This is a genomic window from Limnohabitans sp. TEGF002 (assembly GCF_055395845.1).
This window is the reverse complement of record NZ_AP029224.1, coordinates 324,367-347,610: the sequence shown is the minus strand read 5'-3', so window position 1 is coordinate 347,610 and position 23,244 is coordinate 324,367. Positions and strand designations below refer to the sequence as shown.

Here is a 23,244-nt window from a genome sequence, read left to right as displayed (position 1 = left end):
ACGTTGAATGATCGCGCCTACACCTTGGCCTGCTGAAGCTGTTTGGGAACAAGTGTTCCCCTTGTTGCCCGACTTCACAGTCGAGGTGCTGCCCGAGATCGATTCAAGCAACAGCGAACTCATGCGCAGGGCGCGCGCAGGCCAGCACGAAGCCACTTTGTTGGTGGCCGAGCGTCAAACGGCTGGACGCGGGCGCATGGGCCGGGTTTGGCAAAGCCAGCCGGGCGACTCGCTCACTTTCTCACTCAGCCTGCCCCTCAAGCCCCAAGACTGGTCCGGCCTGTCGCTGGCCGTGGGCCTGAGCCTGGCCGAGAGCCTGCACCCCGAAATAGGTCTGAAATGGCCCAACGATTTGTGGTTCGAAGACCGCAAGCTCGGCGGCATCCTGATCGAAGCGGCCAGCATGGGCGAGCACAGCCAAGTGGTGGTGGGGGTGGGGCTGAACATCCGCCCGCGCCCTGTAGACGGCCTCAACACAGCGCCAGCGGCCCTCACCGAATTGCTGCCCGATTTGACCGCACCTGCCTGCCTGGCACGCGTGGTAATGCCCTTGATTCAGACCTTATTGGCGTTTGAACGCGAAGGCTTTGCCCCGCTGCAAACCCGGTTTGAGTCGCGCGATGTGCTCAAGGGACGACGCGTGCACACCAGCGATGGTCAACAAGGGGTGGCCTTGGGCTTGAGTCAACATGGGGCTTTGCGCATGCAAACCGAAGCCGGTGCTCAAGAAATCCACAGCGCAGAAATCAGCGTTCGGCCATTTCAGGCGGAGGGCCAAACCCGATGATGCGTTGGCTGATCGCCTTGCTGTTGATTCTGAATCTGACCACTCTCGCTTGGCAGTGGGATGCCTTTGCCCGCTGGGGTTGGGGCCCGCACACCCACCAAGAACCTGAACGCCTGCTCAAGCAGATGCGCCCCGAAGCTCTGAAAATCGAAATTCCTGCGGCGGTCGAGTCGACGGCCAATGCACCCGGCACAGCTGCCCCCGACACCGGCACAGCACTTAAACCCCCAAATCCTTGATTTTTCCGGAGATCCAACCATGAGCCTGAAACTGTACTTTGCCCCTGGTGCTTGTTCATTTGTGCCCCACGTGCTGCTGGAAATGAGCGGTGCCGAATTTGAACCCAGCATGGTCAAACTGCACAAAGGCGAGCAAAACAGCGACGATTACAAAGCGATCAACCCACGTGGTCAAGTGCCCGTGCTGGTGAACCAAGGCCAGCCCATTACGCAAATCATGGCCATCGTGCTGCACCTGGACCAAGTCTTTGCGCACATGGGTTTTCTGCCTACCGAACCCTTGGCACGCGCCCAAGCCATCTCGACACTGGCCTGGATGAACAACACGGTGCACCCCACCTTCACGCACATCTTCATGCCGCAAAAATTCTCGGACCAAGCAGAAGTTCAAGCGGCGCTCAAACCTTACAACATCCAATTGTTCCGCGGCATGCTGGGCGAGTTGCAGGCCCTGGTGAAAGCCGCTGCCGACAAAGGTCAGCCTTGGTTGAGTGGCGAGCGCTTTGGTCCTCTGGACGCTTACAGCCTGACGCTCACCCGCTGGGGAACGATTGCGGGCATCACGCCCGAAGAGCATCCCGAATTGTGGGCCTTTGTGCAAAAAGTGGCCGCAGAGCCCGCCGTGGCCCGCGTGATCGAGCGAGAGCGTTTGCAGCTGAACATGGGCAAGCCCGCTTGAAGCGAACAACGCCCCTTCTGGCATTAGGCAGCTGGGGCGACTTCCCACCAAAACCGATCTGCTCGTCAGGCCATGTGGGAGTGAGCCCCGGCGCGCGAAGGACGGCACTGGCCAGTTCAGAAATTTTCACGCAGGTTGTGGCTCACGCCAAGGGGCTGGCAGCACTGGCGCCCAGACAAGCGCGTTGAAACGCAATGTGAAGCACGCGCCCGGCGGGGTGTGACCGGGATGAGCGGCATCGACGGTGATCGATGCCCCGTGTTGCTGCGCGATTTCCTTGACGATCGGCAGGCCCAAGCCCGAGCCGTCCACATTGGTACCCAGCGCCCGGTAAAAGGGCTGGAAGACCAAATCATGCTCGGCCGCAGGAATGCCCAGGCCGTTGTCTTCGACCTGCATGACCAAGGCTTTGCTGTAAGGGTCCACCAACACGCGCACAGTTACCACGCCTTGGCGCTCAGGCGTGCTCGGTGTGTAATTCACCGCGTTCTCCACCAGGTTGCGCAGCATTTCCTTGAGCAAGGTGGGGTTGCCTTGCACTTGCGCGCCCGGCGTATCGGGTTCGACCCCTTCGTAGCCCAGGTCCAGGCCCTTGTCCATGGCACTGGGCAGGCAGTCTTGCAAAACTTCCCTCGCCAACACCACCATGTCGCAGCTTTGTTGTGCCAGGTGCATCCCGCCACCTTCAGCGCGGGCCAGCGACAGCAGTTGGTTCACCGTGTGGGTGGCCTGTACGCTGGCACGACCGATTTGCTGGAGCGATTTTTTCAGATCCTCTTCGCTGGAGCCCGAACGTTGTGCCAGATCGGCCTGCATGCGCAAACCTGCCAGCGGTGTTTTGAGTTGGTGCGCGGCATCGGCCAAAAAGCGCTTTTGAGTGATGATGGAATCCTTCAATCGCTCCAGCAAGTCGTTCACCGACACCACCAGCGGGGCCACCTCCATGGGCACAGCCTTGTCGTCCAAAGGACTGAGGTCATCGGGCTTGCGGGCGCGGATGCGCTCTTCCAGCTCAGACAGCGGCTTGATGCCCCGCACCAACGCCAACCAGACCAACAGCACTGCCAAGGGCAGGAGGGCGAACTGGGGCAGCATCACGCCCTTGATGATCTCGGCGGCCAACACCGATCGTTTTTCACGCGTCTCGGCCACCTGCACCAAAGCCGGATTTTTGCCCTCGGCATCCAGCCTTATCCAGGTGTAGGCCACGCGCACTTCCAGGCCACGCATCTCGTCATCGCGGATGTGCACTTCGTAGCTGCTGCCCTTGTCTTCACCGGACTTGGGCATGGGCAGATCGCGTTCACCGCTGAGGTGCTCGCCGCGTCTTCCACGCACCTGGTAATAGACCAGATCGGTCTCGTCGGCGCGCAGCAATTCGCTGGCAGGTTGGGGCAGATTGAATTGCACACTCTGGTCGGGGCCGAGCTTGACTTGCTGAGCCAACGCCTGGACGTTGTACACCAGTGCGCGGTCGAACGGCTTGTTGGCCAGTCCCTGCGCCACCAACCAGGTGAGGGCCAGGCTGATGGGCCACAGCAGCAACAGCGGGGTCAGCATCCAGTCGAGAATTTCCCCGAACAAGGACCGCTGTTCGCGCTTGAAGAGGCGCACACTCCACCCTCGCGATTTCATGGCGGCGTCATCCTGGGTGCAGTGCCGGTGTGGTTCGAATCAACAGGCGTTCAGCCTGGAATTTTTTCGAGGCAATAGCCCAAGCCACGTACCGTGGCGATGCGGATCGGGCCTTTTTCAATCTTCTTGCGCAAACGGTGGATGTACACCTCGATCGCGTTGTTGCTGACTTCCTCGCCCCATTCGCACAGACGTTCAACCAGCTGGTCTTTGCTGACCAGACGGCCAGCGCGCTGCAGCAGCACTTCGAGCAGACCCAACTCGCGGGCCGACAACTCGACCATCTTGCCGTCGATGGTGGCCACGCGACCCGATTGGTCGTAAATCAGTGGGCCGTGCTTGATTTGCGAAGTTGCACCACCCATGCCACGGCGGGTGAGGGCTCGCACGCGGGCTTCGAGTTCCTGCAGGCTAAAGGGCTTGGCCATGTAATCGTCAGCGCCATAGTCCAGGCCCTTGACACGTTCTTCTACGCTGTCTGCAGCCGTGAGGATCAAAACCGGCAGCGTTGAGCCCCTTGCCCGCAAGCGCTTGAGCACTTCCAGACCGTGCATTTTGGGCAAGCCCAAGTCCAGAATCAGCAAATCGAATTCATGGTTGGTCATCAAGGCAGCGTCGGCCTCGCTCCCGCTGGCCACATGGTCCACCGCTGCGCCCGCGCTGCGCAAAGTTCGCAACAAACCATCGGCAAGCACCTGGTCGTCTTCGGCTATCAGAATGCGCATGTCTGTCTCCTGTTGTTGTGGCGGCGGCGCTGGGCTGTCTGTCCCGGCTGTCTGATTTTAGTGTCTGCTTGGCGCAAGACCTCGCCGCAAACACCCCGCCTGCATCAATGCGCATACGCCTCCAGCCCCAAAGCCACCACGGTGGCCACGTCCTTGCCCACCGCGTCGCGAAATTCGGCTTCGGCCTGAGCCACCGCGTCCTTGAAGGCCTGCAGCCAGGCCAGGCCCACAGGCGTGAACACCACACGCCTGGCGCGGGCGTCCAAGGGGTCGGCTTCGCGCTGCACCAGACCCCAGGCCGTGCACTGGTCGACCAGATCGCCCATGGCCTGTTTGCTCATGCCCGCCGCGCGGGCCAAGTCGGTCAGGCGCGAACCGTCCAAGGCCAGGTGCCGGGTGATGTGCACATGCGCAGCACTGATTTGATCGCGTGAAGCCAAATTGGCCAAGGCCAAGGGCACGCCGTCGTTGCCCGCCATCAGGTGCAGAACGCGCTCGTCAAACCGCCGCATGGCGTGGCCCAGTAGACGACCCAAATGGGTTTGTCGCCAGCGGTCATCGTGCAGCGCAGGGCTGTTCAAGTCGTTTGAATGGGTGTTTTCTGACATTCTTAAATGATAAGGCAAACTGACAAAAAATAGTGTTTACAGGTTTATACAGCTCGTTTACAGTACTGTTCACGCATCCAGTAAACAGCAGATCGGTGCTGAGCCCGGTGCCCCAACCCATTGATATTCAAGGAGATTCCCATGAGCGACGACAACAGCGAAAAGTCCAAAGCCCTGCAAGCCGCCCTGGCCCAGATTGAAAAACAATTCGGCAAAGGCACCATCATGCGCCTGGGCGAAGGTGAAGTCATCGCCGACATCCAGGTCGTCTCCACCGGCTCTTTGGGCCTGGACATTGCGCTGGGTGTGGGCGGCTTGCCCCGCGGTCGCGTGATCGAGATCTACGGCCCTGAGTCTTCCGGCAAAACCACCCTGACCCTGCAAGTCATCTCCGAAATGCAGCGCCTGGGCGGCACCTGCGCCTTTGTGGACGCCGAGCACGCGTTGGACGTGCAATACGCCCAAAACCTGGGCGTCAACCTGCAAGAGCTGCTGGTCAGCCAGCCTGACACCGGCGAACAAGCCCTGGAAATTGTGGACAGCCTGGTGCGCTCCGGTGCGGTCGATCTGGTCGTCATCGACTCGGTCGCGGCCCTCACGCCCAAGGCCGAAATCGAAGGCGACATGGGCGACAGCCTGCCCGGTCTGCAAGCGCGTTTGATGAGCCAGGCCCTGCGCAAGCTGACCGCCACCATCAAGAAAACCAACTGCACCGTCATCTTCATCAACCAGATCCGCATGAAGATCGGCGTCATGTTCGGCAGCCCCGAAACCACCACCGGCGGCAACGCGCTCAAGTTTTACGCCTCGGTCCGCCTCGATATCCGCCGCACCGGCACCATCAAGAAGGGCGACGACGCGATCGGCAACGAGACCAAGGTCAAAGTGGTCAAAAACAAAGTCGCGCCACCCTTCAAGACGGCCGAGTTCGACATCCTGTTTGGCGAGGGCATCAGCCGCGAGGGCGAAGTGATTGACATGGGCGTCACCGCCAAAATCGTCGACAAGTCGGGTGCTTGGTACGCCTACCAGGGCGAAAAAATCGGCCAAGGCCGCGACAACGCCCGCGAGTTTTTGCGCGAGAACCCCGCTTTGGCCCGCGAAATCGAAAACAAGGTCCGCGAATCACTGGGCATCCGCTTGCTCGAATCGGCCATTGCCGAACCCAAAGGCGAATAAGAGGCTTTTGCCAAGGGGCCACGCTTGAACAAGCCCGGTTTTCAGCCCTCACTCAAAGGCCGCGCCCTGCGGCTTTTGAGTCAGCGTGAGCACTCACGCACGGAGCTGGAGCGCAAGCTGGCCCAGCACGAGGAAGTACCGGGCGAGTTGGCCAAAGCGCTGGACGAATTGCAAGCGCGGGACTTCATCAACGACGGCCGCGCCATCGACTCGGTGGTGCACCGCCGCTCCGGCAAGTTGGGCGCGGCACGCGTCAAGCAAGAGCTGGCCGCCAAGGGCCTGACAGGCGAGGCGGTGGTGGCCGCGATGGATGGCTTGCGTGAAACCGAGTTCAGCCGCGCACTGGCGGTTTGGCGCAAGAAATTTGACCGCCCGGCGGCCGACCCGAATGAACGGGCCAAACAAATCCGCTTTTTGATGACGCGAGGCTTCAACGCCGAGGTGGTGCGCAAGATTGTGCAAGGCACCGACGAAGACATCTGAGTTGCAAAAACCCCAAAGGGGAAGAATGGCTCTGATGCCCAATGATTGGCTCTGCAGATCCGCAGGCACTCGCGAGCAGGGGCTCGCGCCCACAGGGCAGACGCGATGAACCCACTTGGCAGGTGAATTACAAACCGAGCATCAGCTGGATGTTTTGCACTGCCGCGCCGCTGGCCCCTTTGCCCAGGTTGTCCAGCCGGGCGATCAGCACCGCGTGGCGGGCTTCTTCGTTGGCAAACACGCGCAATTCCAGTTTGTTGGTGTCGTTGAGCGCCGTGGCGTCGAGTTTGGCGTCGGTCGTGGCGGGCTCCACGCTCACCCAGCCGCCTGCAGCCTGGCTGGCGGCATAGTGCGCGCGCAGTGCTTCATGCAGGTCAGCACCCGTCGGTTTGCCCGGCAAAGCGTCCAAGTGCAAAGGCAGCTGCACCAGCATGCCCTGGCGGAAATTGCCCACCGCCGGCACAAACAGAGGTCGGCAGGTCAGGCCGGTGCAGGCCATGATTTCAGGGATGTGCTTGTGCTTGAGGCCCAGAGCATAGGCTTCAAACAGCGGGGCTTTGCCGGCTTCGTAGTCTTCGATCATGGTGCGGCCGCCACCCGAATAACCGCTCACGGAGGGCAGGCAAACTGGGTAATTGGCAGGAATTAGCCCCGCGTCAATCAGCGGACGTAACAGTGCGATGGCCCCTGTGGCGTAGCAGCCGGGGTTGGCCACGCGTTCGGCGTGTTGAACCTTTTGTGCCTGTCCGGCCGTCAGCTCCGGGAAACCGTAAACCCAATCAGGATGGCAGCGGTGCGCGGTGGAGGCGTCCACGATGCGGGGCTTGTGGCCCGTCAATGCGTCGATCATGGCCACCGATTCGATGGCCGCATCGTCGTGCAGACACAGCACCACCAAATCGGCCGCGGCCATCAGCTCGCGTTTGGCTTCAGGGTCTTTGCGGCGAGCCGGATCGATGCTCAGCACCTGCACTTGGGGCATCAACGCCAAACGCTCACGGATTTGCAAACCGGTGGTGCCGGCTTCGCCGTCGATGAAAATTTTCGCCATGGGTATTACTTTCTCAAGAATTCGTGCGCCCAGCGTCAAGCCAATGTAAGACGCTGAGCTCAGGATTGGTGCGTTGCAGCATGATACAGTCGCACGCTGCAGTGTCCAGAGCCTGCTGGCGGGTGAATCACCGCAGCAGACCGGTCAAATCAACCACCCTCTGAGAGAAGACCTCATGAAGATTCACGAGTACCAAGGCAAGGAAATCTTGCGTCAATTCGGTGTGCCTGTTCCCCGCGGCATCCCGGCGTTCACCGTACAAGAGGCGGTCGAAGCCGCTCAAAAACTCGGCGGCCCGGTTTGGGTGGTCAAAGCCCAGATCCACGCCGGTGGCCGTGGCAAAGGCGGCGGCGTCAAAGTGGCCAAGACCATTGAAGACGTCAAGCGCATCTCTGGCGAAATCCTGGGCATGCAGCTCAAGACCCACCAGACTGGCCCCGAAGGCCAAAAAGTCCGTCGCCTCTATATTGAAGACGGCGCTGACATCAACAAAGAGTATTACGTGTCCGTGGTCACCGACCGCGCCACCCAAAAGATCGCTTTCATCGCTTCGAGCGAAGGCGGCATGGACATCGAGGAAGTGGCCCACTCCACTCCCGAGAAAATCATCACCGAGTTCATCGATCCTCTGACCGGTCTGGGCGATGCCCAAGCCAAGAAGATTTCGGACGCCATCGGCATGCCTGCTGACTCCACCGCCCAAGCCGTGGACATCTTCAAGAAGCTGTACCAGTGCTACATGGAAACCGACGCTTCGTTGGTGGAAATCAACCCCCTGAACCGCGACAGCAAAGGCAACGTGATGGCTTTGGACGCGAAGTTCAACTTCGACGCCAACGCCTTGTTCCGTCACCCTGAAATCGTGGCTTACCGCGATCTGGACGAAGAAGATCCTGCTGAAGTGGAAGCTTCCAAGTTCGACTTGGCCTACATCAGCCTGGACGGCAACATCGGTTGCTTGGTCAACGGCGCTGGCTTGGCCATGGCCACCATGGACACCATCAAGTTGTTCGGCGGCGAGCCCGCCAACTTCTTGGACGTGGGCGGCGGCGCGACAGCCGAGAAAGTCACTGAAGCCTTCAAGATCATGCTGGCCAACAAGAATGTCAAAGGCATTTTGGTCAACATCTTCGGCGGCATCATGAAGTGCGACACCATCGCCACTGGCGTGATCACCGCCTGCAAGGCCGTGAACCTGTCTGTGCCATTGGTCGTGCGCATGAAGGGCACCAACGACGAGCTGGGCAAGAAGATGCTGGCCGAATCCGGTCTGCCGATCATCTCTGCCGACACCATGGCCGAAGCCGCGACAGCCATTGTTGCCGCCGTCAAGTAAGGAACACACATGTCCATCTACATCAACAAAGACACCAAAGTCATCACCCAAGGTATCACCGGCAAAACCGGTCAGTTCCACACTGAGAAGTGCCAGGAATACGCGAACGGCAAGAACTGCTTCGTCGCGGGTGTGAACCCCAAAAAGGCTGGCGAGTCCATCTTCAACATCCCAATTTACGCCTCCGTCAAGGAAGCCGCCACACAAACCGGCGCAACCGTGTCGGTGATCTACGTGCCCCCAGCTGGCGCAGCCGCTGCGATCTGGGAAGCTGTGGAAGCCGACTTGGACATGGCCATCTGTATCACCGAAGGCATTCCGGTCCGTGACATGCTCGAAGTGCGCAACAAGATGAAGGCCAAGGAAGCCGCTGGCGGCAAGCGCACGCTGCTGCTGGGCCCCAACTGCCCAGGTCTGATCACCCCTGACGAAATCAAGATCGGCATCATGCCCGGTCACATCCACCGCAAAGGCCGCATTGGCGTGGTGTCCCGTTCGGGCACTTTGACCTATGAAGCCGTAGCAATGCTGACCGAAGTGGGTCTGGGCCAATCCAGCGCCGTCGGTATCGGTGGCGACCCGATCAACGGTTTGAAGCACATCGACGTGATGAAGGCTTTCAACGACGATCCAGACACCGACGCCGTGATCATGATCGGTGAGATCGGCGGTCCAGACGAAGCCGAAGCCGCGATGTGGTGCAAGGCCAACATGAAGAAGCCTGTGGTGGGCTTCATCGCCGGTGTGACTGCCCCTCCCGGCAAGCGCATGGGCCACGCTGGTGCCTTGATCTCTGGCGGCGCCGACACGGCCGACGCCAAGCTGGCCATCATGGAAGAGTGCGGCTTCATCGTCACACGCAACCCCTCTGAACTGGGCAAATTGCTCAAAGCTCAGTTGAAATAATCAGGGTTTTCCCTCGGGTCACAAGCCCGACCCCTGAACAAGGCTGTGGTTTGCCACAATAGCCAAGCCGGATGTCCTGCGGGACAATCCGGCTTTTCGTTTTTTAGAACTCATGTCAATAGACCTTGCGTCCATGACAAAAGGAATACCGTGGAAGAATTTCTGACCCCTACTTTCTGGTTTGCCGTTGGGCAGATCATCATGATCGACATCTTGCTGGGCGGTGACAACGCCGTGGTGATTGCACTGGCCTGCCGCCAGTTGCCCGACCACCAACGCACCAAAGGCATCATGTGGGGCACCGCCGGTGCCATCGTGTTGCGCGTCATCCTGATCTTCTTCGCACTCACCCTGCTGGCGATTCCTTTCCTCAAGTTCGTGGGCGCGCTCTTGCTCATCTGGATCGGCGTGAAACTGCTCACCCCCGATGAAGAAGACGACCACAGCAACATCCAGGGCAGCGACAAGCTTTGGGGCGCAGTCAAAACCGTGATCATTGCCGACTTGGTCATGAGCGTGGACAACGTGATCGCCATCGCAGGTGCCGCTCAGACTTCGGGCAACGCCGACCACCAAATGCCTTTGGTCATCTTCGGTTTGTTGGTCAGCATCCCAATCATTGTCTGGGGCAGCCAGTTGGTGCTCAAGTTGATGGACCGCTTCCCGATGATCATCACCGCCGGTGGCATGCTGCTGGGCTGGATTGCCGGCACCATGATCCAAACCGATCCCGGCCTGGTGGCTTACCTGCCGCAAGACAAAGCTTGGGGCTACGGCTTGGGCATTGCGGGCGCCTTGCTGGTGTTGGCTTTGGGCAAACTGATCATGGCCCGTCGCCCAGCAAAGGCTGAAGACACCGCCTCGTGAACTGAAAACAGGCCTTCGGTGGGTGAATCAATTACCATCGAGGGCCATTCACCAGGGGGGAAAACCATGCCAAAAAACCAACAAGGTTTGACATTGATTGAGCTGATGATCGTGATCGCGGTCATCGGTATTCTGGGCGCGCTGGCCCTGCCGGCTTACCAGGATTACACCATCCGGGCCAAGGTGTCCGAAATGTTGTTGGCGGCCAATGGCTGCAAGACAGCGGTCAACGAAGCCGTCAGTTCCGCGTCGGATGCGAATGTGTCAGCCGCTTTGCCCAAAGTCTGCGAGAGCCAAACCAGCAAATACGTGGCCAGCGTGGCCGTGGATGGCAATGGTGTGATCACGGTGGTGGGCAACCATGAAGCGCTGCGCGGCAGCACCAGCGCATCGGCCAACACCATCGCCTTAACCCCACTGCAAACCGGCGATACCGCCATTAATGGCAGCACCGATGGCGGCAAGACCATCTCCGGCTGGCGCTGTGGCCCTGCCAGCAGCAACGGCTTGCCGGTCAAGTACCTGCCTGCTTCATGCAAAACATCTTGAAGGTTTTTTGCACATCACAACGCCCTGCTGAACCCAGGGCGTTTTTCATGGTGGCTGGCGCATGGCATTGAATCACAACGGTCATCAACCCATCAGCCTCCCCACATGGGGCACCGGAATGGCTTTGGGGGGGCTGTTGGTTTTGCCATGGCTTGCGCCTTGGTCACCTTCACCACAAGCGAACACGGTGCCCTTGCTGGTCAGTTGGGCCTGTATCGGCTTGCTGATGTTGTGGGCCCCGCGCATTCAGGCCTTGGATGTGGCTCGGGCATGGACCATGGCAGCCCTGATCAGCAGCGTCATGGGGCTGATCCAGTATTTTGGGGCGGCTGAAATCTTCAGCCCTTGGCTGCATGTGGCTGCCTTGGGCGAAGCAAACGCGAACTTGCGCCAACGCAACCAATTGGCCACCTTGCTGGCTATCGGCATGCTGGCGGTGCTGTGGTGGCAAGCCCGTGGGCTCAAAACCGGTCACGCACTGTGGATGCTTGCCCTGCTGGCCATCGGCAATGCAGCCACCACATCGCGCACCGGCTTGCTGCACATGCTGCTGGTCTGCGGCCTGGTCACCTTCTGGGCTTGGCGCAGCCACCCGCAGGCCCCCAAACTGTCTGTCGGCCTGGTTTTTGGCGCATTCACGGTTTATCTGCTGGCCAACTGGACACTGCCAAGGAGCTTGAGCCTGCTTTCAGGACAGGACGTGGTTGACGCCTTGAGCCGCATGAGTCACGACGAAGGCTGTGGCAGCCGACGCGTGCTCTGGGGCAATGTGCTGCAACTGGTGGGGCAAAAGCCTTGGACAGGTTGGGGCTGGGACGAGCTCAAATACGCCCACTACATCACGCCGTTTTCCGGTGGACCGGAAAACAGGTTCTGCGCGATTTTGGGCAACGCACACAACTTGCCCTTGCACCTGGCCGTCACACTGGGCATCCCGGTGACGGCCGCTTTGGGTTTGGCCTTGCTGGCGCTTCTGGCTAAATCTCGGCCTTGGATCAGCCAGTGGCCAACCCCACAGCTGGCATGGTCAGTGCTGGCCGTCATCGCTTTGCACAGCCTGCTGGAATTTCCGCTTTGGTATGGCCCGTTCCAGATGGCCGTGCTCTTGTGCGGACTGTTGCTGCTGGCCCCTTCAACAAGCTTGAAGGCGGGTGCTGCGCGCATTAGGCAACTGGTTGGCGGCTTGGTCCTGGCAATCGTCTGCCTGGTCGGAGCAGACTATGCCCGTGCCAGGCAAATTTACATGCCTGCCGCAGAGCGCTGGCCGGTGTGGCGTGAGGATCCTCTGAGCGCAGCGCGCAGCAGCTGGTTTTTCCAGCGGTCAAGCACGTTTGCCGAGCTGAGCCTGACCCGCCTCACCCCGCAAAACGCTCAATGGGTGCTGGCCACCAGTCTGGAAATGCTGCACTACTCACCCGAACCGGTGGTGGTCCGACAACTGATCCAAAGTGCGTACCTGCTGGGCAAACAGGACTTGGTGGACCTGCACACAGCGCGGTTTCGTACAGCCTTCCCTTCAGAGCCATTGCCTACGCGTTGACGGCCCATCTGCCGGCAAATGCGGTTTTCACTGCCCCGCCACAAAGCTCCCCGACTTGCCCCCATGCTTTTCCAAGAGCGTGACGCCGTTCATCGTCATGCCCCGGTCCACGGCTTTGCACATGTCGTAGATGGTGAGCAGGGCCACTTGCACGGCGGTCAAGGCTTCCATCTCGACACCGGTCTGGCCAATGGTTTCTGCGGTCGCGGTGCACACCACGGCCGATTCGACAGACAACACTTCAAAGTCCACCGCCACACGCGTCAGACCAATCGGGTGGCACAGCGGTATCAGCTCACTGGTCTTTTTGGCGCCCATGATGCCGGCGATGCGGGCGATGCCCAGCACATCGCCTTTTTTGGCGGTGCCCGACGCGATCAGCGCGAGGGTGGCTGGCAGCATGTCGATGCGGCCCGTTGCGACCGCGATGCGGCGGGTGCTGGACTTGGCTCCCACATCCACCATATGGGCCTGGCCTTGGGCATCAAAATGGGTCAAGACATCGGTAGACTGGGTCATGGCTGTGTGGCTTAAAAACCATTTACAAAAGGTTGACAAGAATGGCGCATCATACGGCCATCAATGGGTCAATCCACAGGACGTCGATCACCTTGAAAAACATATTCCGCCCCTCCAAACTGATGCTGGTCCTGTTGCTGGGCGCCTTGGGCTCGCAGGCCGGCTGGGCGCAATCGGGCGCCTTACCGTCTTTGGGCAACAGCGAAGGCATTTCACTGGGTGCAGAGCGCAAATTGGGCGACCGCATCGCGCGTGAGCTTTACCGCGACCCGGATTATCTGGAAGACCCCGTTCTGGACGAATACATCCAACGCCTGTGGGCACCGCTGGTCAAGGCGGCTGCAGCAAGGGGCGAGCTGTCAACGGATTTGCAAGAGCGGTTTGCCTGGCGCATCCTGCTGGGCCGCGACCGTTCGGTGAACGCCTTTGCCTTGCCCGGCGGCTACTTGGGAGTGCATTTGGGCCTGATCGCCGTCGTCAGCTCCAACGATGAGTTGGCTTCGGTGCTGGCGCACGAATTGAGCCACGTCACACAACGCCACATCGCGCGCTCCATGGACGAGCAAGCCAAGATGACGCCCTGGGTGATCGGGTCGATGATCTTGGGGGCCATCGCGGTCAGCAAGAACCCGCAAGCGGCGCATGGCCTGATCGTGGGCGGACAGGCCGCGGCGATGCAGTCTCAACTGAGCTATTCACGCGACATGGAGCGTGAGGCTGACCGAGTGGGTTATGGCATCTTGGCGGACGCAGGTTATGACCCACAGGGCTTTGTCGGCATGTTTGGCAAATTGCAGCAAGCCGCTGGCGTGAACGACAGCGGCGCTTACCCGTACCTGCGAAGCCACCCTCTGACCACCGAACGCATCGCCGACATGCAGGCACGCTTGCAGCTCAACAGCGCCAGCCCTCGCACAAGCAGCAACATGGTGCAGGCCATGCTGGCTGCTCGCGCCAGGGTGATGTCACAAAACAGTGTGGAAGCATTGAAGGCCTGGGCGCAGGGCGGCAAGGTCATCTCGCCTCAAGCCCATACGGCGCAACAGGCGGGGGCTCTGTATGCGGCCACCTTGGCCCACCTGCAGTTGCGGGATATGGCAGCGGCTGAGCGCAGCTGGCAGCAGTTGTCACTCTTGACGTCGGCCACGCCCGAAGCCAAGCGCTTGGTGATCTTGCTGCAGGCCGAGGTGGCCTCCAAGCAAGAGCGTTTTGCGGTGGCACTCCAAGTGCTCGAAAGCCTGAACCAAGCACCGTTGCCACGTCCAGAGCTCATCGCCACCGCGCAAACCCTCTTGCGCTTGCCACCCCATCCGGCACGCGCCAGCATCACCCAAAAACTGCGCGAACAAGTGACACAAGCGCCGCACGATGCGCAGGCCTGGAACACCCTGGCCAGCATGCTGGCCTTGCAGGGGCAGACGCTTGCGTCACTGCGTGCTGAGGGGGAAGCCCAAATGGCGCGGATGGATTGGACCGGCGCGGTGGACCGCTTTCGGGCTGCGCAAGACTGGGCCAAAAATAACCGGCTGCAAGCCGGTGACCACATCGAAGCCTCCATTGTGGACACCCGCTTGCGCCAAGCACAAGCTCAAATACGGGACATGCAAGCCGAGCGTTGAGCCAGCATCCCGAAAGCGCTATGATCGCGCTCCTTCTTCACACATGCCATGGCCGGAATTCACATCACCGACATTGAAGCGGCCATCAACCATTGGCGCCTCAAAAACCCCTCACCCGATGGGATCACCTTGCCACGCGAGTTGCGCGCATTGGCTGAGGTGTATGGCTTGATGGTTTATCACAGGCAAGACCTGGCCGACGAGTTCACGCTGCCTTTGGCTGCTGCAGAAGCCTGGCAAGACTGGTACGCCAGCACACCCGACACGCCTTGCATTGCCATTTGCTCCACCAGCCAAGGCGATGAGACCTGCAAAGGTTGCGGCCGCAGCTTTGAGGAAGTACAGCATTGGACCGAGATGAGTTCAGGCGAAAAGCGCGCCGTCTGGCGACGCATCACGGTTGACGGCACCTCATGGCGATTCAACCGTTATGCCGAGCGCGCTGCTGAAAATCGCCAATGGGCCAAAGCGGCGGCAGAGGCGCAAACGAAGCTGGACCTGAAAGCTGCGGATTGAGCCATGGCTCCCGGAGCCTGTCCGGGATGAGATACATCACAACCCGTGGATTGGCATCACTTCCAGCGGATCAACTCGATGTGGACACTGCCCTTGTCGCTGCTGAAGGTGACGGAGCCTTCTTGCACAGTGGCTTGCAGTTGCATGCTGCGCTCGGCCAATTTCGCCAGCTCTTGCGAGCCTTCAGTCGGCACGCGCCAAACCTGCAATTTGTCCAAGCGGGTGAGCTTGGTCTCGATGCCTTTCCACCAAACTTCAGCCGCGTGGTTGAAGCAATACAGCAGCACCTCATCGGCTTTCTGACAGGCTTTCATAATGGGCTTGTCTTCAGGCTGACCGACTTCGATCCACATGCGCGTTTGGCCGGTGAAGTCGCGCAGGCTCACATCTGGATCGTCCGGATCAGACAAACCCGCACCAAAGGCCAATTTGCCGTCGCCGTTGCACACGGCTTGCAACTTGTAGGCGTTGATGGCCAGCGCCAACAGGCGGATCATCATGCGCTCATCGGTCTCGCTGGGGTGACGCGCCAGCGTAAGCTGGTGGTCTTCGTAATAGCTGTGATCGATGTCAGCGATCGACAGGTTGGCTTTGTAGATGGTGGATTTGAGGGCCATGGGAACCTTAAACCCGACGGGCCAACTCGGCGGCCTTGCCGACATAACTGCCCGGCGTCATGGCCAGCAAGCGGTCCTTGTCGGCTTGCGGAATCTCCAAGCCCTGAATCAAACCATGCAGGTCGGCGGCGCTGACTGACTTGCCACGCGTAACTTCCTTGAGCTTTTCATAAGCGCCCTGCACGCCATAGCGGCGCATCACGGTCTGGATCGGCTCGGCCAGCACTTCCCAGGCGGCGTCGAGATCGGAGGCCAAGGCTTCTTCGTTGAGTTCGAGCTTGTTCAAGCCGGTCATGAGCGAAGCATGGGCCAGTGCGGTGTAGCCCAAACCCACACCCATGTTGCGCAGCACGGTGGAGTCGGTCAGGTCGCGTTGCCAACGGCTGATCGGCAGCTTTTCAGACAAGTGCTTGAGCACGGCGTTGGCCAGACCCAGATTGCCTTCGGCGTTTTCAAAGTCGATCGGGTTGACCTTGTGCGGCATGGTGGAAGAACCAATTTCGCCAGCTTTGAGGCGCTGCTTGAAATAACCCAAACTCACATAACCCCAGATGTCACGCGAAAGATCGATCAAGATGGTGTTGCTGCGGGCCACTGCATCAAACAACTCGGCCATGTAATCGTGCGGCTCGATCTGGATGCTGTAGGGCTGGAACGTCAGGCCCAAGCCCCATTGACTCGCTTGTGTTTCGCTCAACTCGGGCGTCTCCACCACTTTCCGTGCAAAAGCTTCCCAGTCAAAGTCAGGCCAGGCCGACAGGTGGGCGTTATAGTTGCCCACCGCACCGTTCATCTTGCCCATGAGCTGAACGGCTGCGATTTTGTCGCGGCAACCCTTCAGGCGCATCACGACGTTGGCCATTTCCTTGCCCACGGTGGTGGGGCTGGCGGTCTGGCCATGCGTGCGGCTGAGCATGGGAACTTCTGCAAATGTGTGCGCCATCTCGCGCAATTTGGCAATCAGGCCATCGAGGCCAGGCAAGAGCACTTGAGCGCGCGCACCCTTGAGCTGCAAAGCGTGGCTGGTGTTGTTGATGTCCTCGCTGGTGCAGGCAAAGTGAACAAACTCGGCCGCTTTTTCCAACTCGGGGCGGTCCTTGAACTTTTCCTTGATCCAGTACTCCACCGCTTTGACGTCATGGTTGGTGGTCTTTTCAAAGGCCTTGATGGCCAAGGCATCGGCTTCGCTGAAATTCTTCACCAAGCCAGTCAGATAAGTGCGTGCACCGGGCGTCAGGGGCTTGAATTCGGCAAAGCCCGCATCGGACAAAGCGATGAACCAGGCGATTTCGACCTGAACGCGGCGGTGCATATAACCCTGCTCGCTCATGAGCGGGCGCAAGGCATTGAGTTTGCTGGCATAACGGCCATCCAGCGGCGACAGGGCGGAAATGGGGGTGAAATTCATCCTTTGATTGTAATTCCCGCCACTCTGCAACCAGCCTCTTTCCCAAATAGATACACGCGCGGTAAATCCGCACGTGTTTCACCTAGAATCGGCCATCGTTCATTGGCACCAACCCCTCTTCTATGAAACTCATCGGCTCCGTCACCAGTCCTTATGTTCGCAAGGTGCGCATCGTCATGGCCGAGAAAAAACTGGACTACCAGTTTGTCACCGAAGATGTTTGGTCCGCACAGACCAGCATTCACGCCACCAACCCCTTGGGCAAGGTGCCATGCTTGGTGATGGAGGGCGGTGAAGCGGTATTCGATTCGCGCGTGATCGTTGAATATCTGGACACCTTATCGCCCGTGGGCAAGTTGATCCCCACAGCAGGGCGTGAGCGCGCAGAGGTCAAAACTTGGGAGGCCTTGGCCGATGGCCTGCTGGATGCGGCCTTGCTGGCGCGCATGGAAGCGGTCTGGACCGAGCGCCAAGACAGCCAGCGCAGCCAAGCCTGGATCGACCGCCAACTGGACAAAATTCAGCATGCCCTGCGTGCCATGAGCAACGGTCTGGGTGACAAAGCGTTTTGCTCCGGCATCCACCTGACTTTGTCTGACATCGCGGTAGGCTGTGCCGTGGGCTATCTGGATTTCCGCTTCCCGCAAATCGACTGGCGCACGCCTTACCCGAACCTGCACAAGCTCTACGACAAGTTGGCTCAGCGGCCGAGCTTTGTGGACAGTTTGCCGGGATAAGGTTTTCGGCAAACCGCTGGAAGTTCAGGTGTTGGCGCGTTTTTTGAGCCAACGCATCACGCCACCCAACACCGGCAATTTTTCGTACAGCTCTTCGGCCGCATCCCAGTAATCGCGGTGCATGGTCACCAAACCCTGCGCGTTGAACAGCACATGGCTGGCACCGCGCACGGCTTGCAAGGTGGTGGTGTCAAAGCGCTTGAAGCGAAAGCGAAATTCCCAGGTCAAAAAGGCTTGGGCGCCATCCACCACCTGGCCGGTCACGACAAAGTGCGGCTGGTGCAGTGCCACATACATGTGCCGAAAAATGCGCTCGATCTCGGGCAAGCCCTGCACCTCGTTGAACGGGTCCTTGAACGTGGCTTGTTCATCGTAGACCGTGTGCAGCTGCGCCACACTCTGCGGCGACAGCGTTTGAAAAAAAGTGGCCAGGTTGTCGGTGGCTTGTCTGCTGTTCATGAGTCGTTTTCCATTCGGGCTCAAAGCCCCGTGAACTTGCGCACCAAGGGGAAGTACAGGCGGTAGGGCAACAAGCGCAGCAACTTCAGCCAAAGGGTGAAGCGTTTGGGGAAATGGATATCAAATTGGCCTTTGGCCCAGCCCTTGAGCATCTCGCGAGCCGCTTCTTCGGGGCTGATCAGGGCGGGCATGGTGAACTGGTTTTGCGCCGTGAGCGGCGTGGCCACAAACCCGGGGTTGACCACGCTCACACCAATGCCTTGGTCTTGCAAATCCATGTACAGCGTCTCGGCCAGGTGGGTGAGGGCGGCCTTGGTCGGGCCGTAAGCCAGACCATTGGGCAAGCCACGCCAACCCGCCACGCTGCTGAGCAGGCTGATGTGCCCACGGCCTTGCGCGAGCATGCCGGGGAGCACTGCATGAATCACCTGCAACGCGCCTTGGTAATTGACCTTGTCGTGCTGCAGCAAGTCGTCCATGTCCATGGCCGTGGCACGTTGCGCGCGGTAGAAGCCCGCCGCATAAACCACCATGTCGAGCGGGCCTTCGGCCAGCAGGGCGCGGGCCGTGGCCTCCACTTGGGATGCATCGCTCACGTCGAGCGCGCGCCACTGCACACCCGCATCTTTCGCGGCCCAGTCCTGCACGCCTTGGGGGTTGCGGGCCGACACCACCACCTGGGCCCCAGCCGCGCGCAGCGCTTGCGCGCAGGCCAGGCCAATGCCGGTGGATGCGCCGACCAGCCAGACCCGGCGGCCTTGCCAATCGGTGAGGGGCGTGTTGAGCTGCAGCCAGCTTCGGGTTGGCACCTGCGCAGGGGGTGGGGTGGTTTGCGGTCCCACTTTGGGCATGGGCATCTCGGCCGTTTCAGTGGCCAGTGCTGCCGCGCCTGGTGAAGTGGTGTTCATGCGCATCAACCCGGCTTGGCCGCCAAAGGCGTGCGGCGTGTGAATGACAGTGTGACCTCACCCAGCTTCACCCCCCATTTGCTCATGGTGGCTTTGTTGAGCATGACGCGGTCGTCCATCAGGTACATCCAGTCGTCAAAGTCGACGTTCCAGACCCGACCATCAACGGGCAACGCCAGGGTGTAGCCCCAGCGGAATGCGTTGCCGCTGACTTGGCCCGAAGCCTCGCCCACCACGTCGTCGGCGCGACCCGTGTAGCTGCCATTGGGCCCGGCCTTGAGCTTCCAGATGCGGCGCTGTTTGGTGCCGTCCGAGTACACAAAGGCCTCGTCCAACACGCCCTCGTCGCCATTCCAGCTGCAGTCCATCACCACCGTGAAGCGCTTGACCACCTGGCCGCTGCGGTCGGTGAACACGCCCCACGCGTCGATGGTGCCAGTGAAGTAGGTGCGCAAATCCAGCAGCGGTTTTTCTTGTGCGTACTGTTGCACCTGTGGCCCGGCGCAGCTGGCCACAAATGGCGTGGCCGCCACCATGGACAAAGCGCCTAAGCGCCTCAGGGCGGTGCGGCGGTGGATCATGGCGGAGTAGGGTTGTTGCATGGAGGGCTCCCGTGTTGTCTGTTCAAAGCGGCTCATGCAGAAGGGTGAGCCGAAGGATGGGCTGAAGGGTGCGCCAATTCAGGCCCCGACATCAAATCAGGGCGACGCATCAAGCCCGCGTACAAAGCCAGTCCGGCCAAAAGCTTGAGCACACAGGGCAGCAGGCCATAAGCCAGGCCCAGCGCCAGCACGGCATCGGCACCCTGCTGGCCTGGGGCATAACCCCACAAGCCGAGCAATGGCAAAGACAGCCCAGCGGCCAAAGCCAGATTGAGTTTGGTGGCCAGATTCCACCAGCCCATGAACGCGCCGTCTGTGCGGCCCCGCTCACCGCAACGGTCAATCAACTGGTTGAGCAAGGCGCCGGGGACGGTGAGGTCAGCGCCTAACGCCATGCCCGACAAAGCGCAGACCACTAAAAAACCGGTGGTGTCGCCCGCGCCCAGCGTGATGACACTCACAAAAGCCAGCACCGACAAAGCCATGCCGGTGGCCCAAGTACGCAGCAAGCCAATGCGGTCGATCACCTTGAGCCACAGCGGAAACGACAGCGCCCCGGCGGCGAAATACAAACCCAGAAACAGCGGCTCCATGGCTTTGGGCGCTTGCAACAGGTCTTGCACAAAAAACAGCACCAGCGTGGCGGGCACGGCGCTGGCCAAGCCATTGAGCATGAACACCATCAACAGGCGGCGAAAGCCAGCGTGCTGCCAAGGCTGCCAAAGGCTGCCCACGGCATGCCCAGAGTCCACCGCAATGGTCGATGCCAAAGCGCTGCGTGCAACCCGCCGCCAAGAAAACAAGCCCAACCCTAGCATGAGCACCAGCAGGGCCGTGGTCGGCCCCCATCCCCACAGCGCGGGCAAGGCGGACGCCAGCAACACCCCGATCAATGCAAACCCTTCACGCCAAGCCACCCAGCGGCTTTGCGCAATGCCCCCACCGCCTTGGCGCGCGGCCCAGGCCTGGTGCAAGATGCCCAAACCACTGTAGGCCAGATGGCTGAGCGTGAGCGCTGCGGCCACCCACACCAACAAACCCGTGGGCGACAAGGCCGACGCAGGTGGAAAAAACAAAGCCGCAAAGCCCAGCGCCACAGCCAGCGCCATCAGCAACGCCGCCAACCACACGGCCTGCCACGAGTGGCGGTACAGCTTGTCACCCCATCGCCCAAGCCAAGGGTCCACCACCGCGTCGATGCTGCGACTGAGCAAGAGCACCGCGCCCAAAGCGGACAGCGTCACGCCATATTGCTGGGCATACACATTGGGCAAATGCACATAGACCGGCAAAGCCACAAAGGCCAGAGGCAAACCCAGCAAGCCATAAGCGGCCGAGGTCTGTCGCGGCACAGCCGCCGATGTCGTCGGATCCGAATGGACAGCGGCACTCATGGCTGCAAGCCTTGCAGCAGCTGGGCGCGCATTTTGGGCTCGGAGGTGCGCTCATCGAGCCAGATGCCGAAAAACAATCGCGCAAAAGCCGGGTCTTTCACCACACCCACACGTTGGCCGTTGACCCAGAACTCGGCCCCATCGCCAGGCAGGTTGATGCCGGTGATGCGCTCGCCCTGACGCACATCCGGAAACAGCTCGCGCATGGCGGCCAGCCAACTTTGCGCTTGCGCATCGCTGAAGCTGCCGACGCGCCGCATCTCATCAATCGAGCGGCTGGCAATGGCCGCACCTTCAAGTTTGCGCAAGTACTGCAACTCCAGCGCAAATGGAAACTGCGTGTATTGCCCATGCCGAAAACCCACAGGGGTCCACAAACGGACGTCGTACACCTCGAAACCCCAGACGCGCAAGCGCACAGGCGCGGTGGGGACGACGCCGCCCAGGCCCGTCACTTCGGGGCGTGAAAAAGCCGCATTCGGGTTGGCCACAGGGGTGCTCTGCGCCCGCACCTCAACTGCGAGCGCACCCATCAACAGCGCACAGCCCAGAACCCGCACACCCCATGTGTGTGAGCGGCATGCGCGGATGGTTGGGTGTGAGCGGTTCATGGGCTTCAAGCCGGTTTGGCCAAAGTGAACTGGATCACGTCGATGTTGGCCTCGTCAAAGGCGGCTTCGCAATAGGCCAGATAAAACTCCCACAAGCGGATGAAGCGGTCGTCAAACTTCAAGGTCCGCACAGTGGCCAGTTGCGACATGAAGCTCTCGCGCCAGCGGCGCAGCGTCTCGGCGTAGTCGGGGCCAAAGTTCAGCTCATCGACCACCTGCAACCCGGCCGCTTGCGCTTGTTTGCGGAACTCGCTGGGGCTGGGCAAGCAGCCGCCCGGAAAGATGTACTGTTGGATGAAGTCGGTCGATTGCAAGTAGCGCTCAAAAAAGCGGTCGTCGATCGTGATGCTCTGCACACACGCACGGCCACCGGGCTTGAGCATGCGGCTGATGGTCTGAAAGTAAGTGGGCCAGTATTCTTGGCCGACCGCCTCGATCATTTCGATCGAGCACACCGCGTCGTAAGGCCCATCGTTGATGTCGCGGTAGTCTTGCAGGCGCAAATCAGCGCGCTGTTGCACGCCGTGCGATTGCATGCGGGCGTTGGCAAACGCCAGTTGCTCGGTGGACAGGGTCACGCCCGTGATGTGCGCGCCAAACTCGGTGGTGGCCGCTTCGGCCAAAGCACCCCAGCCGCAGCCGATTTCGAGCACGCGGTCGCCAGGTTGGGCATTGACCATGCGCAGGGCGCGGCGTACTTTGGCCTTTTGGGCTTCGGCCATGTCTTTGGTATGGTCGCCTTCAAACCAGGCCGATGAGTAGTTCATCGTGCCGTCCAGCCACAGCTCATAAAAAGCATTGCCCAAGTCGTAGTGGGCATGGATGTTTTTGCGGCTGTTGGTGCGGTTGTTGCGGTTGAGCAAGTGCTTGATGCGGTAGAACAATCGCCCCAGCCAGTGGCCGTAAATCGCGCTTTCGATGTGGTCGCGGTTGGCAATGGTCAAGCGCAGCAGGGCGGCCAGGTCGGGTGTGGTCCAGTCGCCGGCCATGTAGCCTTCGGCAAAGCCAATGTCACCCGATTTGAGCACCTCGGCGCACATCTCCCAGCGGTGGATGTGCAAGGTGGCAAAAGGGGCCTCGTGCGTGCCAAAAACCTGGTTGTTGCCGTCGGGCGCGTGCACGGTGAGCGTGCCCATCTTCAGGCGCGTCAACAGGCTCAGCAAGCGCGCAGCGGCTTTGGGCAGGCTGGCGTGCGAAATGGTGGCGGTACGCTGGCCCAAGGCTTGGGCGTTGTCGGCAGTCTTCATGGAGGGTGGCATCTGGTGGGGTC

26 protein-coding genes are annotated in these 23,244 nt (G+C 60.4%); 13 read left to right on the top strand and 13 right to left on the bottom strand.

Annotated features, from left to right (window positions below; all coding sequences use genetic code 11):
* The first annotated feature begins 7 nt into the window (after positions 1–7).
* The 3 genes from ACZ5SR_RS01760 to ACZ5SR_RS01750 are packed head-to-tail and all read left to right on the top strand — an operon-like array spanning position 8 to position 1,705.
* Positions 8–787 carry a biotin--[acetyl-CoA-carboxylase] ligase gene (locus tag ACZ5SR_RS01760; RefSeq protein ID WP_464449877.1) on the top strand — a complete coding sequence of 260 codons (780 nt, stop codon included), beginning with the start codon at positions 8–10 and terminating at the stop codon, positions 785–787.
* The gene (locus ACZ5SR_RS01755) at positions 784–1,026 is read left to right on the top strand and encodes a hypothetical protein (RefSeq protein ID WP_464449876.1); all 243 of its coding nucleotides are present in this window, start codon (positions 784–786) and stop codon (positions 1,024–1,026) included. Before ACZ5SR_RS01760 ends, ACZ5SR_RS01755 begins: the two co-directional genes overlap by 4 nt.
* 19 nt (positions 1,027–1,045) lie before the next feature.
* Entirely contained in the window at positions 1,046–1,705 is a 660-nt protein-coding gene (locus ACZ5SR_RS01750; RefSeq protein WP_464449875.1) for a glutathione S-transferase family protein, read from the top strand.
* Positions 1,706–1,831: 126 nt separating this feature from the next.
* Here ACZ5SR_RS01750 and ACZ5SR_RS01745 read toward each other — a convergent pair whose 3' ends face one another.
* The 3 genes from ACZ5SR_RS01745 to ACZ5SR_RS01735 form a co-directional block, all read right to left on the bottom strand.
* Positions 1,832–3,340, bottom strand: coding sequence for a sensor histidine kinase (locus ACZ5SR_RS01745; RefSeq protein ID WP_464449874.1), 1,509 nt, complete (start codon positions 3,338–3,340; stop codon positions 1,832–1,834).
* 50 nt (positions 3,341–3,390) lie between these two features.
* Complete coding sequence (locus ACZ5SR_RS01740) at positions 3,391–4,065, bottom strand: response regulator (RefSeq protein WP_464449873.1); 675 nt, start codon at positions 4,063–4,065, stop codon at positions 3,391–3,393.
* 104 nt (positions 4,066–4,169) lie between these two features.
* Positions 4,170–4,673: a MarR family winged helix-turn-helix transcriptional regulator gene (locus ACZ5SR_RS01735; RefSeq protein ID WP_464449872.1), complete on the bottom strand. Its 504-nt coding sequence runs from the start codon at positions 4,671–4,673 to the stop codon at positions 4,170–4,172.
* A 141-nt stretch (positions 4,674–4,814) separates the two neighbouring features.
* Between ACZ5SR_RS01735 and recA the strand changes: the two genes are divergently transcribed.
* Together recA and recX are read left to right on the top strand one after the other, a co-directional pair.
* Positions 4,815–5,852 carry a recombinase RecA gene (recA, locus tag ACZ5SR_RS01730; RefSeq protein WP_090044113.1) on the top strand — a complete coding sequence of 346 codons (1,038 nt, stop codon included), beginning with the start codon at positions 4,815–4,817 and terminating at the stop codon, positions 5,850–5,852.
* A gap of 24 nt (positions 5,853–5,876) precedes the next feature.
* Positions 5,877–6,335, top strand: coding sequence for a recombination regulator RecX (gene recX, locus ACZ5SR_RS01725; protein WP_464449871.1), 459 nt, complete (start codon positions 5,877–5,879; stop codon positions 6,333–6,335).
* Positions 6,336–6,462: 127 nt separating this feature from the next.
* On the opposite strand, the gene argC is transcribed toward recX, so the two are convergent.
* The gene (gene argC, locus ACZ5SR_RS01720) at positions 6,463–7,425 is read right to left on the bottom strand and encodes an N-acetyl-gamma-glutamyl-phosphate reductase (RefSeq protein ID WP_464449870.1); all 963 of its coding nucleotides are present in this window, start codon (positions 7,423–7,425) and stop codon (positions 6,463–6,465) included.
* Positions 7,426–7,561: 136 nt separating this feature from the next.
* On the opposite strand from argC, the gene sucC reads away from it, so the two are divergent.
* From sucC to ACZ5SR_RS01695, 5 genes are all read left to right on the top strand, one after another.
* Positions 7,562–8,722 carry an ADP-forming succinate--CoA ligase subunit beta gene (sucC, locus tag ACZ5SR_RS01715; RefSeq protein WP_108312308.1) on the top strand — a complete coding sequence of 387 codons (1,161 nt, stop codon included), beginning with the start codon at positions 7,562–7,564 and terminating at the stop codon, positions 8,720–8,722.
* A gap of 9 nt (positions 8,723–8,731) precedes the next feature.
* The gene (gene sucD / locus ACZ5SR_RS01710) at positions 8,732–9,628 is read left to right on the top strand and encodes a succinate--CoA ligase subunit alpha (protein ID WP_053173032.1); all 897 of its coding nucleotides are present in this window, start codon (positions 8,732–8,734) and stop codon (positions 9,626–9,628) included.
* 150 nt (positions 9,629–9,778) lie between these two features.
* The gene (locus tag ACZ5SR_RS01705) at positions 9,779–10,495 is read left to right on the top strand and encodes a TerC family protein (RefSeq protein WP_464449869.1); all 717 of its coding nucleotides are present in this window, start codon (positions 9,779–9,781) and stop codon (positions 10,493–10,495) included.
* 66 nt (positions 10,496–10,561) lie between these two features.
* Positions 10,562–11,044: a pilin gene (locus tag ACZ5SR_RS01700; RefSeq protein ID WP_464449868.1), complete on the top strand. Its 483-nt coding sequence runs from the start codon at positions 10,562–10,564 to the stop codon at positions 11,042–11,044.
* A gap of 61 nt (positions 11,045–11,105) precedes the next feature.
* On the top strand, positions 11,106–12,584 hold the full coding sequence (locus ACZ5SR_RS01695) for a PglL family O-oligosaccharyltransferase (RefSeq protein ID WP_464449867.1): 1,479 nt from the start codon (positions 11,106–11,108) through the stop codon (positions 12,582–12,584).
* A 27-nt stretch (positions 12,585–12,611) separates the two neighbouring features.
* Here the strand turns inward: ACZ5SR_RS01695 and moaC are convergent, their stop codons facing one another.
* Positions 12,612–13,103, bottom strand: a complete 492-nt coding sequence (gene moaC / locus ACZ5SR_RS01690; protein ID WP_464449866.1) for a cyclic pyranopterin monophosphate synthase MoaC — start codon at positions 13,101–13,103, stop codon at positions 12,612–12,614.
* Between the two features lie 122 nt (positions 13,104–13,225).
* Between moaC and ACZ5SR_RS01685 the strand changes: the two genes are divergently transcribed.
* Positions 13,226–14,722, top strand: a complete 1,497-nt coding sequence (locus tag ACZ5SR_RS01685; RefSeq protein ID WP_464450998.1) for a M48 family metalloprotease — start codon at positions 13,226–13,228, stop codon at positions 14,720–14,722.
* Positions 14,723–14,770: 48 nt separating this feature from the next.
* Positions 14,771–15,238: a DUF3717 domain-containing protein gene (locus tag ACZ5SR_RS01680; RefSeq protein WP_464449865.1), complete on the top strand. Its 468-nt coding sequence runs from the start codon at positions 14,771–14,773 to the stop codon at positions 15,236–15,238.
* 56 nt (positions 15,239–15,294) lie between these two features.
* Here the strand turns inward: ACZ5SR_RS01680 and ACZ5SR_RS01675 are convergent, their stop codons facing one another.
* Both ACZ5SR_RS01675 and purB read right to left on the bottom strand, forming a co-directional pair.
* On the bottom strand, positions 15,295–15,855 hold the full coding sequence (locus ACZ5SR_RS01675) for a YaeQ family protein (RefSeq protein ID WP_464449864.1): 561 nt from the start codon (positions 15,853–15,855) through the stop codon (positions 15,295–15,297).
* A 7-nt stretch (positions 15,856–15,862) separates the two neighbouring features.
* Positions 15,863–17,263: an adenylosuccinate lyase gene (purB, locus tag ACZ5SR_RS01670; protein WP_464449863.1), complete on the bottom strand. Its 1,401-nt coding sequence runs from the start codon at positions 17,261–17,263 to the stop codon at positions 15,863–15,865.
* Between the two features lie 122 nt (positions 17,264–17,385).
* On the opposite strand from purB, the gene ACZ5SR_RS01665 reads away from it, so the two are divergent.
* A complete protein-coding gene (locus ACZ5SR_RS01665) occupies positions 17,386–18,000 on the top strand; it encodes a glutathione S-transferase N-terminal domain-containing protein (protein ID WP_464449862.1) in 615 nt (204 codons plus the stop codon).
* Between the two features lie 24 nt (positions 18,001–18,024).
* On the opposite strand, the gene ACZ5SR_RS01660 is transcribed toward ACZ5SR_RS01665, so the two are convergent.
* The 6 genes from ACZ5SR_RS01660 to ACZ5SR_RS01635 all read right to left on the bottom strand — a co-directional run bounded on the left by ACZ5SR_RS01660 (position 18,025) and on the right by ACZ5SR_RS01635 (position 23,233).
* A complete protein-coding gene (locus ACZ5SR_RS01660; RefSeq protein WP_464449861.1) occupies positions 18,025–18,459 on the bottom strand; it encodes a nuclear transport factor 2 family protein in 435 nt (144 codons plus the stop codon).
* A 20-nt stretch (positions 18,460–18,479) separates the two neighbouring features.
* Positions 18,480–19,250, bottom strand: a complete 771-nt coding sequence (locus tag ACZ5SR_RS01655; protein ID WP_464450997.1) for an SDR family NAD(P)-dependent oxidoreductase — start codon at positions 19,248–19,250, stop codon at positions 18,480–18,482.
* Between the two features lie 122 nt (positions 19,251–19,372).
* The gene (locus tag ACZ5SR_RS01650) at positions 19,373–19,969 is read right to left on the bottom strand and encodes a DUF3833 domain-containing protein (protein WP_464449860.1); all 597 of its coding nucleotides are present in this window, start codon (positions 19,967–19,969) and stop codon (positions 19,373–19,375) included.
* Positions 19,970–20,001: 32 nt separating this feature from the next.
* Positions 20,002–21,363 (bottom strand): MFS transporter, encoded by a 1,362-nt coding sequence (locus ACZ5SR_RS01645; protein ID WP_464449859.1) that lies wholly within the window; start codon positions 21,361–21,363, stop codon positions 20,002–20,004.
* Positions 21,360–21,974: a chalcone isomerase family protein gene (locus tag ACZ5SR_RS01640; protein WP_464449858.1), complete on the bottom strand. Its 615-nt coding sequence runs from the start codon at positions 21,972–21,974 to the stop codon at positions 21,360–21,362. Before ACZ5SR_RS01640 ends, ACZ5SR_RS01645 begins: the two co-directional genes overlap by 4 nt.
* Positions 21,975–21,979: 5 nt before the next feature.
* Positions 21,980–23,233 (bottom strand): class I SAM-dependent methyltransferase, encoded by a 1,254-nt coding sequence (locus ACZ5SR_RS01635; protein ID WP_464449857.1) that lies wholly within the window; start codon positions 23,231–23,233, stop codon positions 21,980–21,982.
* Positions 23,234–23,244 lie beyond the last annotated feature (11 nt).

Bases quoted from the DNA above. Each gene is read 5' to 3' on its own strand.
- ACZ5SR_RS01635 (WP_464449857.1), bottom strand. From the start codon at position 23,233: ATGCCACCCTCCATGAAGACTGCCGACAACGCCCAAGCCTTGGGCCAG.
- ACZ5SR_RS01750 (WP_464449875.1), top strand. From the start codon at position 1,046: ATGAGCCTGAAACTGTACTTTGCCCCTGGTGCTTGTTCATTTGTGCCC.
- ACZ5SR_RS01685 (WP_464450998.1), top strand. From the start codon at position 13,226: ATGCTGGTCCTGTTGCTGGGCGCCTTGGGCTCGCAGGCCGGCTGGGCG.
- ACZ5SR_RS01645 (WP_464449859.1), bottom strand. From the start codon at position 21,363: ATGAGTGCCGCTGTCCATTCGGATCCGACGACATCGGCGGCTGTGCCG.
- ACZ5SR_RS01700 (WP_464449868.1), top strand. From the start codon at position 10,562: ATGCCAAAAAACCAACAAGGTTTGACATTGATTGAGCTGATGATCGTG.
- ACZ5SR_RS01760 (WP_464449877.1), top strand. From the start codon at position 8: ATGATCGCGCCTACACCTTGGCCTGCTGAAGCTGTTTGGGAACAAGTG.
- ACZ5SR_RS01660 (WP_464449861.1), bottom strand. From the start codon at position 18,459: ATGAACAGCAGACAAGCCACCGACAACCTGGCCACTTTTTTTCAAACG.
- recA (WP_090044113.1), top strand. From the start codon at position 4,815: ATGAGCGACGACAACAGCGAAAAGTCCAAAGCCCTGCAAGCCGCCCTG.
- ACZ5SR_RS01640 (WP_464449858.1), bottom strand. From the start codon at position 21,974: ATGAACCGCTCACACCCAACCATCCGCGCATGCCGCTCACACACATGG.
- ACZ5SR_RS01680 (WP_464449865.1), top strand. From the start codon at position 14,771: ATGGCCGGAATTCACATCACCGACATTGAAGCGGCCATCAACCATTGG.
- ACZ5SR_RS01755 (WP_464449876.1), top strand. From the start codon at position 784: ATGATGCGTTGGCTGATCGCCTTGCTGTTGATTCTGAATCTGACCACT.
- moaC (WP_464449866.1), bottom strand. From the start codon at position 13,103: ATGACCCAGTCTACCGATGTCTTGACCCATTTTGATGCCCAAGGCCAG.
- purB (WP_464449863.1), bottom strand. From the start codon at position 17,263: ATGAATTTCACCCCCATTTCCGCCCTGTCGCCGCTGGATGGCCGTTAT.
- sucC (WP_108312308.1), top strand. From the start codon at position 7,562: ATGAAGATTCACGAGTACCAAGGCAAGGAAATCTTGCGTCAATTCGGT.
- ACZ5SR_RS01675 (WP_464449864.1), bottom strand. From the start codon at position 15,855: ATGGCCCTCAAATCCACCATCTACAAAGCCAACCTGTCGATCGCTGAC.
- sucD (WP_053173032.1), top strand. From the start codon at position 8,732: ATGTCCATCTACATCAACAAAGACACCAAAGTCATCACCCAAGGTATC.
- ACZ5SR_RS01695 (WP_464449867.1), top strand. From the start codon at position 11,106: ATGGCATTGAATCACAACGGTCATCAACCCATCAGCCTCCCCACATGG.
- ACZ5SR_RS01740 (WP_464449873.1), bottom strand. From the start codon at position 4,065: ATGCGCATTCTGATAGCCGAAGACGACCAGGTGCTTGCCGATGGTTTG.
- ACZ5SR_RS01735 (WP_464449872.1), bottom strand. From the start codon at position 4,673: ATGTCAGAAAACACCCATTCAAACGACTTGAACAGCCCTGCGCTGCAC.
- ACZ5SR_RS01745 (WP_464449874.1), bottom strand. From the start codon at position 3,340: ATGAAATCGCGAGGGTGGAGTGTGCGCCTCTTCAAGCGCGAACAGCGG.
- ACZ5SR_RS01650 (WP_464449860.1), bottom strand. From the start codon at position 19,969: ATGCAACAACCCTACTCCGCCATGATCCACCGCCGCACCGCCCTGAGG.
- ACZ5SR_RS01665 (WP_464449862.1), top strand. From the start codon at position 17,386: ATGAAACTCATCGGCTCCGTCACCAGTCCTTATGTTCGCAAGGTGCGC.